The sequence below is a fragment of the Streptomyces sp. NPDC005811 genome (assembly GCF_040630405.1).
GTDB lineage: Bacteria > Actinomycetota > Actinomycetes > Streptomycetales > Streptomycetaceae > Streptomyces.
Window position 1 is genome coordinate 123754 of the sequence record NZ_JBEXXK010000031.1, and the last position, 7034, is coordinate 130787.

Annotated in this window: 6 protein-coding genes and 1 pseudogene; 4 read left to right on the forward strand and 3 right to left on the reverse strand. The window is 71.7% G+C overall.

The window, feature by feature from the left end:
* Positions 1-10: 10 nt before the first annotated feature.
* Positions 11-919 (forward strand): hypothetical protein, encoded by a 909-nt coding sequence (locus ABZ490_RS30425; protein ID WP_358996856.1) that lies wholly within the window; start codon positions 11-13, stop codon positions 917-919.
* Here the strand turns inward: ABZ490_RS30425 and ABZ490_RS30430 are convergent.
* The 3 genes from ABZ490_RS30430 to ABZ490_RS30440 are packed head-to-tail and all read right to left on the reverse strand — an operon-like array spanning position 914 to position 3779.
* The gene (locus tag ABZ490_RS30430; RefSeq protein ID WP_358996859.1) at positions 914-1768 is read right to left on the reverse strand and encodes a bifunctional methylenetetrahydrofolate dehydrogenase/methenyltetrahydrofolate cyclohydrolase; all 855 of its coding nucleotides are present in this window, start codon (positions 1766-1768) and stop codon (positions 914-916) included. The two genes, ABZ490_RS30425 and ABZ490_RS30430, sit on opposite strands and share 6 nt — an antisense overlap.
* A 26-nt stretch (positions 1769-1794) precedes the next feature.
* The gene (purU, locus tag ABZ490_RS30435) at positions 1795-2640 is read right to left on the reverse strand and encodes a formyltetrahydrofolate deformylase (RefSeq protein WP_358996862.1); all 846 of its coding nucleotides are present in this window, start codon (positions 2638-2640) and stop codon (positions 1795-1797) included.
* A gap of 17 nt (positions 2641-2657) precedes the next feature.
* The gene (locus ABZ490_RS30440; protein WP_358996865.1) at positions 2658-3779 is read right to left on the reverse strand and encodes an aminomethyltransferase family protein; all 1122 of its coding nucleotides are present in this window, start codon (positions 3777-3779) and stop codon (positions 2658-2660) included.
* Positions 3780-3891: 112 nt separating this feature from the next.
* Between ABZ490_RS30440 and ABZ490_RS30445 the strand changes: the two genes are divergently transcribed.
* The 3 genes and pseudogenes from ABZ490_RS30445 to ABZ490_RS30455 all read left to right on the forward strand — a co-directional run.
* On the forward strand, positions 3892-4497 hold the full coding sequence (locus tag ABZ490_RS30445) for a TetR family transcriptional regulator (protein WP_358996868.1): 606 nt from the start codon (positions 3892-3894) through the stop codon (positions 4495-4497).
* Between the two features lie 222 nt (positions 4498-4719).
* Positions 4720-6480: a S8 family serine peptidase gene (locus tag ABZ490_RS30450; protein ID WP_358996879.1), complete on the forward strand. Its 1761-nt coding sequence runs from the start codon at positions 4720-4722 to the stop codon at positions 6478-6480.
* Positions 6481-6813: 333 nt separating this feature from the next.
* Positions 6814-7034 (forward strand): annotated as a pseudogene (locus ABZ490_RS30455) (helix-turn-helix domain-containing protein); the annotation flags it as partial.

Below are 7034 nucleotides of genomic sequence, written 5' to 3' on the forward strand. Positions count from 1 at the left end.
TGACACGGCGATGGCACTCTTCGGCCGAAGACGAAACGAACCCCGTCTCGCCCCGGAACTGGACGACGTCCCGCTGGGCCGGGTGCTGAGAAGCGTCACCTCCGCCCGCGGCATCGGTCCGCAGGATCTCGCCGTCGCCCAGGTGGAGCGGCTGCTGAGGGACACGGGAGACGACTGGGACCGCCGCTCCCACCGGATCGGCGTCCTCGCGCACACGGTGCCCGCGCTGGCCCGTGCCTGGCGTGAGCGCCGGCCGGGCGATCCGGATGCGCTGGCCCTGTCCGCCTGGGCGGAGCTGGCCACCGATCCGCGGGGCGCGATGGAGACCTGCCGCCTCGCCGCCGAGGCCGGCCCGCGCGATCCGACCCCCTGGGTGGGCGCGCTGGCGGCGGCCCGGATCCTGGGGCGGCCGACCGCCGAACTCTCCCCCGTCTGGCAGGGGGTCCACGCGCGCGATCCCTGGCACAGGGAGGCCCATCTGCAGATCCTGGGCCATCTCTCCCCGGAGGAGCAGGGAAGCCAGGCCGCGCTGCGGGACTTCCTCGACGACGTCGTCGCGGTCATGCCGCCGGCCGCGCCGACGGCCTGCCTGCCGTTGACCGCGGCCGTACGGCAGTACCACCGGGACCTGGACGCCGGTGGTACGCGGACGCTGGGGATCAGCCAGTACTGGGCACAGCCGCACATCGCGCGGCTGCTCGACCAGGCCCTGGCGCAGTGGATGCCCGCCGGCCGGCTGCGCCACGCGGCCGCGGTCGCCGACCTGGGGCTGCTCGCCTACGCCTTGAGCCTGGCGGGCCGTACGCGGGAAGCGGCCCCCGTCTTCTCCGCGGTCGACGGGCTGGTGACACCCTGGCCCTGGGGCCATGAGGGCGACCCCGTGGAGTGCTACGCACACCACGCGGGCCGTGCGTCATGAGGAGGCGCGTTCAGCCGCCTCGACGATGTTGGTCAGCAGCATGGCGCGGGTCATCGGCCCCACCCCGCCGACCGGCGGCGCCACGGATCCGGCGACCCGGTCGACGCCCGGGTGGACGTCCCCGAGGATGCCCTCCACGGTCCGGGTGATCCCCACGGAAAGGACCGTGGCGCCCGGCTTGATCCAGTCCGGCGTGACCAGATGGGCCACGCCGGCCGCGGCCACGACCACGTCGGCGACCCGGGCATGGGCCGCGGTGTCCCGGGTGACCTCGTGGCACAGGGTCACGGTCGCGTGCTCGGTGCTGCGGGTCAGCATCAGACCGAGTGGGCGGCCCACGGTGATACCGCAGCCGATGACGCAGAACTGCCGTCCGGTGATGGGCACACGGTGGCGCCGCAGCAGGTCGATGATGCCGCGCGGGGTGCAGGGCAGCGCCCCGGGGATGCCCAGCACCAGGCGGCCCAGGTTGGTGGGGTGCAGCCCGTCGGCGTCCTTGTCCGGATCGATGAGCTCCAGCACGGCATGGGTGTCGATGGGGGCGGGCAGCGGCAGCTGGACGATGAACCCGGTGCAGGCGGGGTCGGCGTTGAGCCGCCGCACGGCGGCTTCCACGTCCGCCTGCGTCGCGGTGGCCGGCAGCTCCACCCGGATCGACGCGATGCCGACCTGGGCGCAGTCGCGGTGCTTGCCGCCGACATAGGAGCGGCTGGCGGGGTCGTCGCCGACCAGCACGGTGCCCAGGCCGGTGGCGATGCCCCGGCGCTTCAACACCTCCACCCGGGCCGCGAGTTCGCGTTTGATCCCGGCTGCCGCGGCCTTGCCGTCGAGCAGTGTCGCGGTGGTCATGTCGTACGGGCCTCTCGGTGCGTGCGTCACGAGAAGACGACGGTGCGGGAACCGGTGAGGACCACGCGGTCCTCCGCGTGCAGCCGGACGGCGCGGGCCAGGACGAGGCGTTCCACGTCCCGGCCGATCGCGACCAGCTCCGGCGCGGTGTGGCGGTGCCCGACGCGGACGACGTCCTGCTCGATGATCGGGCCCTCGTCCAGGTCGGCGGTGACGAAGTGGGCGGTGGCGCCGATGAGTTTGACGCCGCGGTCGTGGGCCTGGTGGTAGGGCTTGGCGCCCTTGAACCCCGGCAGGAACGAGTGGTGGATGTTGACGACCCGGCCGGACAGCCTGCGGCACAGGTCGTCGGAGAGGACCTGCATGTAGCGGGCGAGGACGACGAAGTCGACCCGGTGCCCGGCCACCAGCCGCAGCAGCTCGGCCTCCGCCTCCGGCTTGCTGTCCCGGGTGACCGGGAGGTGCACGAACGGGATGCCGTACCGCTCGGCGACGGGCGCCAGATCGGGGTGGTTGGAGACGACGAGCGGGATGTCGACGGGGAGCTCGCCGAGGCCCCAGCGGTAGAGCAGGTCGACGAGGCAGTGGTCGAACTTCGACACCATCAGCAGCACGCGCCGGCGCTGCTCCTCGGGCCGCAGGGACAGGACGGGGTCGAAGCGGGCCAGTCGCAGGGACAGTGCGTCCCGCAGGCCTTCGCCGTCGGCCTCGGGGGTCTCCAGGAGGACACGAATGGTGAACGTCCCGGTGCCGGGATCGGAGAACTGGGCGCTCTCCAGGATGTTGCCCTCGGCCCGGGTGATTCCCTCGGAGAGCGCGTGCACGATGCCCGGCTGGTCGGGGCAGCTCACGGTCAGGATGTAGCGCTGCATGGCTGTGGTCTCCTGGTTCAGGCCCGTACGCGGGCGCGCTCGGGGTCGTACACGGGCGTGGGCCGGACCGTGGCGTCGGCCCGGGAGCCGTCGGCGGCGACGACGGTCAGCGCGGTGCCGGGCCGCACGGCGTCGCGGTGCACCCGGGCCAGTCCGAGGGTGGCGCCGTCGAGGACGGGCGACGACACCGCCATCGTCACGTGGCCGACGTCCCGGCCGTCCAGCTCCAGCCGGGCGCCCTCGGCGGCCTCCGGCGCGGCGTCCACGACGACGCTGACGACCCGTCCGGTCACGTCGGCCTTCTTGGCCAGCAGCGCGTCCCGGCCCTGGAAGGGTCCCTTGTCGAAGTCCAGCGCCCAGCCCATCCGGCACTCGAACGGCGTGACCGTGCGGTCGTACTCCAGCTCGCCCATGATCATCCCGGCCTCGGTCCGGCAGGTCAGCAGGGCGAGCGCGCCGAAGGCCCTGATACCGAGGTCCGCCCCCGCGTCGAGGACCGCGTCCCAGAGCTCCAGCGCGCGCTCGCGCGGCACCTGGATCTCGTAGCCGAGTTCGGCGGTGAATCCGAGCCGGCCGACCTGCGACGGGATGCCCGCGACGAGGGTGTCCTGGAGGAAGGTGTAGTAGGGGAAGGCCGCGTCGGAGACGTCGACATGGGTGAGGCGCTGCAGGACGGCGCGGCTGCGCGGGCCCTGGAGGGTGAGGACGGCGAAGTCGTCGCGGCGCTCGGTGACCGTGGTGCCGGCCGGGGCGTGCGCGGCAAGGGCCTGTTGGGTGGCGGGGTTGCCGCCGGTGACGACGACGTGGTCGGGCGCGAGCACGGCGACGGTCACGTCGTCGATCATCATGCCGTCCGCGTCGACCACGACCCCGTACGCGATGCGTCCGGCCCCGAGCCCGCGGACGCTGCGTGAGAAGACGGCGTCCACGGCGGCGACGGCCCGCTCGCCCTCGACATGCCACTTGTAGAGCATCGAGTACTCCGAGGCGCCGACGGCGGTGCGGACGGCCTGGTACTCCTCCGCCGGGTCGCCGATGGCGAGCGGAACGGCGTTGCCGTAGACGTCGATCCACTCCTCGACGCGGTCGGCGTACCGGGGGGCGAACGGAGTGGTGCTCAGTCCTTCGGGGACGGCCATGGGGACTCCTGTGCAGAGGGGGCGTGCGCTGCAGCGAGAATCTATCCATATGGATAACTTGTCAATAGGATAGATTGCCGGGAAGGGAGCGCACGGACACAGGGGAGAGCGCGTGGCCACCACGACAGGAGGGGACGGTGCGGCAGGTCCGGACACCAGACCCGGCTACGGTGAGGGACGTGACGCGCTGCTCACCGCGGCCGTCAGAGTGGTGGCACGTGACGGCCTGCGGAAACTGACCTACCGGGCCGTCGCCGCCGAAGCCGGTGTCACGCACGGGCTGGTGGCCCACCACTTCGGTTCGCGTGACACCCTGCTCGAAGAGGCGCTGCGCTGGTGCGTCACACGCAGCATCGAGACCTCCTCACTGGTTCCGGCCAGCGGCAGACTGGAGGACTTCGCCGCGACCCTGGCCGATTTCATCGCGGACGACCCGGACCTCCAGGCCTTCCAGTACGAACTCAAGCTCGAATCCAACCGCCGCCCGGAACTGCGCCGCCACGTCGACATGCTCTACGACGCCTACCGCGACGCCGTCCGCGAGGCGCTGGCCTGCTTCGACGTGCCGCAAGAGATGACGGAGATCGTCTTCGCGGCCCTGGACGGCCTGGTCTTCCACCAGGTCACGTCCGACGGGCCGGCCCGCACCGAGGAGGGCGTCGCCGCCCTGCGCCGACTGCTCGCGGCAGCGGCCGGAGCCGCGGAATCAGCGAAATAGCCGGCACTTCGGCACCGGCGGAAGCGCCTGGAGCAGGTCTCTTTTCAGCCATGCCTCTGTGACGTCCCTGCGCGGAAAGGTACTTCCGCACTAGGGCATGCACCTGACATCTTGCATCCACCACTCGTTTCGTACGGCCCGGCCACTGCCATCAGCGCGGCCGGGCCGTCTCCGGAGGACGCATTGATACCCCACATGTCCAGCCGCCCCAGACGCACACTGGTGCTGGCGGCCACACTCGGCGCCGCCCTCGCGTTCGGCACCCCGGGCGCCCTCGCGGGCACGCTCCCCGTCGCCTCCTCCACCGCGCCGGCCGCCAAGGCCCACGCCCCGGCCGCCGTGCCGGCATCCCCGAGTGCGGCCTGGGTGGCCGGCACGCGTGCCTACCTCGTGATCACGGCCCCCGGTGACAACGCGGCGGTCCGCTCCGCGATCACGGCCAACGGCGGCACCGTCTTCTCGGACTACGCCGCCATCGGCGTGATCGTCGCCCACTCGGCGTCCAGCGGATTCGCCGCCGCCATGCGCGGCGTCGCGGGCGTGCAGCAGGTCGGCGCCACACGCACCTCGGACGTCCCGGCCGATGCCTACAACCCGGCGCTCCCGGCAAATCCGGCCCAGGCCTCGACCCCGGCCGGAGAACCGGTCCGGGCCGACATGAGCCAGATCAAGGCCGACCAGGCCTGGGCCGTGAACCCGGGCTCCGCATCCGTCACGGTCGGCATCCTGGACACCGGTGTGGACGACCAGCACCAGGACCTGGCGCCCAACTTCGACGCGGCCGACTCGGTCTCCTGCGCCTACGGCAAGCCCGACACCCGTACCGGCGCCTGGCGGGACGTCGACACGCACGGCACCCACGTGGCGGGCACCGTCGCCGCGGCCAAGAACGGCAAGGGCGTCGTCGGCGTGGCCCCCGGGGTGAAGATCGCCGCGGTCCGGGTCGCCGAGCCGGGCAACTCCTTCTTCTTCGCCGAGAACACCATCTGCGGCTTCGTCTGGGCCGGTGACCACGGCTTCAAGGTCACCAACAACAGCTATTACACGGACCCGTGGCAGTTCAACTGCCCGGACAACATCGACCAGGCCGCCATCATCGAGGGCGTCGAGCGCGCCCAGGAGTACGCCGAGGGCAAGGGTTCCCTCCAGATCGCCGCCGCGGGCAACGAGAACTACGACCTCGCCCACAAGACGACCGACTCCGCGAGCCCGAACGACTCGACACCGGTCACCCGCACCATCACCAACGCCTGCCTCGACATCCCGACCGAGCTGCCGGGCGTGGTCACGGTCGCGGCCAACGGCACGGGCGTCACCAAGGCCTCGTTCTCCAACTACGGGCAGGGCGTCATCGACGTCGCGGCGCCGGGCAGCAGCGTGTACTCCACCGTCCCCGGCGGCGGCTACGGCAGCAAGAGCGGCACCTCGATGGCCACCCCGCACGTGGTCGGCGTGGCGGCACTCATCGCCAGCGCCAACCCGGGCATCACCCCGGCGCAACTCCGCGCCAAGCTGGCCGAGCAGGCCAACGACATCGCCTGCCCTTCGGACAGCCGGTGCACGGGCACGACGGCCAACAACTCGTTCTTCGGCGAAGGACAGGTCGACGCCCTCAAGGCCGTCGGCACCACCCCGCCGTCCGGCACGTACTTCGAGAACCTCGCGGACTTCGCCATCAACGACAACGCGACCGTGGAGAGCTCGATCACCGTCACCGGTGTGACCGGCAACGCCCCGGCCACGCTCAAGGTGGGTGTGGACATCAAGCACACCTACATCGGTGACCTGAAGGTCGACCTGGTGGCACCGGACGGCACCGAATACACGCTGCACAACCACGCCGGCGGCAGCACCGACAACATCACCCAGACCTACACCGTGAACGCCTCCTCGGAGGTCGCGAACGGCACCTGGAAGCTGCGCGTCAACGACAACGCCGCCTCCGACACCGGCAAGATCGACGCCTGGAACCTGACCTTCTAGCGCGCACAGGGCAGATGGGCCTCGGCAGCGCTGTCCAGCGCGGTCGGGGCCACCATGCCGAAGGCGTCCAGGAAGGCCACGGACGGCCTGGAGCCGGCGCCCGGCTCACCGTCCGCGCGCCTCCCTGAGGAGCAGCAGGGCCGTGTTCGCGCCCACCGTACGGGCAGCGGGGACGCGGCTGCGCGCCGCGGCCTCGCCGCGGGAGGCCTACGCCTTGCGCAACCGAATCCCGAGCATGCCCACCTAGTGCTCTGACCGGATCGGTTCGCCGGATTGGTGGTCGTGGCGGTTGGATGTGGGGGGGGACGACCGATCCCGACCGCTGGAGGCGCGGTGGCTGAGCAGGTCCGTGTGCGCAGACTGACCGACCAGGAGGGGCAGAAGCTGCAGCAGATCGTGCGCCGGGGGCAGCACCAGTTCGGTGCGCTACCGGCGCGCGATGATGCTGCTGGCCTCGGCCGGAGGGAACCGGGTGCCGGTGATCGCCCAGCTGGTACAGGCCGATGAGGACACCGTCCGCGACGTGATCCACCGATTCAACGCGATCGGCCTGG